This is a genomic window from Xenorhabdus beddingii (assembly GCF_002127545.1).
GTDB lineage: Bacteria > Pseudomonadota > Gammaproteobacteria > Enterobacterales > Enterobacteriaceae > Xenorhabdus > Xenorhabdus beddingii.
Window position 1 is genome coordinate 1 of record NZ_MUBK01000125.1, and the last position, 992, is coordinate 992.

At 42.0% G+C, this 992-nt stretch carries 1 protein-coding gene; it reads right to left on the reverse strand.

Annotated elements, in window-relative coordinates; translation table 11 throughout:
- Window positions 1-14: 14 nt before the first annotated feature.
- Window positions 15-899 carry an IS982 family transposase gene (locus tag Xbed_RS18800; protein ID WP_086114317.1) on the reverse strand — a complete coding sequence of 295 codons (885 nt, stop codon included), beginning with the start codon at window positions 897-899 and terminating at the stop codon, window positions 15-17.
- Between the last annotated feature and the right edge of the window lie 93 nt (window positions 900-992).

A 992-nucleotide genomic window follows, 5' to 3' on the forward strand; every position in this document is an offset into this window, starting at 1 on the left:
AACCCGAATACCGCTTAAGCCGTTGCTGGAAAATCTTCGTCTGAGTAGAAAATTTTCAGTGACGGCTTTTTCCATTTAAGGCAGTAAGCAATCAGTCCACTTAAAACGTTCAACAAAAATCCTTTTATACTTCGGTGGCGAGAGTGTTCTATTTGAGAAATGGTTTTTAATTGCCCATTAATTGTTTCGATAATAAAACGCCTTGATAACATTATCTTATCCCACTCAGCCAGCACACGTGCTTTCATGTTACGGCGTTTTTTCGTGATGAAAGTGACACCGGTTTGCGCTAAATCATCTGCCAGTTTCTGGCTAAGATAACCTTTGTCACCATAAAGAGAACCCGTTAATTCTTTTGCTAATTCGCGAACCGGTTCCCGATCATCCACATTACCCGCCGTGACTTTCAGTGCCAGAATTTCGCCCTGATGGTTAACAATCAGATGTAATTTGAAACCGTAAAACCATCCCATTGACGTTTTTCCGCGTTGGGCTACCCCCTCAAACACCTTATGCCGAGGAATACGGATGTTATGGCAAACTTTCAAGCTGGTGGAATCAATAAAAGCAATGCCTGTGGGTTTGCCTTTTAATTGAGTCAGATAACTGCACAGTGGCATTAACACGGAAGGCGCGACACTGACAAAACGGGTATAACTGAGCAAGTTTGGAAAATCATTATGGTGATATTTCCAAATATGTTCCAGGTAAAAATGTTTAAAATTACGGTCATGTGACATGTGAAAGAGGATCAAAATGGTCATGATTTCACTGGGATACATGTGACCTTGTCGACGGCGCAGACGATACCCGTTGTCGAGACAAAATTGCTCCCATTGAGGAATGAAAAAACGACAAAAGTCATCGACATCGCAGAAAATTTCAACTAATTTGTTCATTGCCTGTTCCTCCCCAGAGCGGTTTTTGGTGTGCACCAAAACTTTGCTCTTGGAACAGGCACTTCGTCAATTCCTTATCCGGAATTCGGGTTA

Bases quoted from the DNA above. Each gene is read 5' to 3' on its own strand.
- Xbed_RS18800 (WP_086114317.1), bottom strand. From the start codon at position 899: ATGAACAAATTAGTTGAAATTTTCTGCGATGTCGATGACTTTTGTCGT.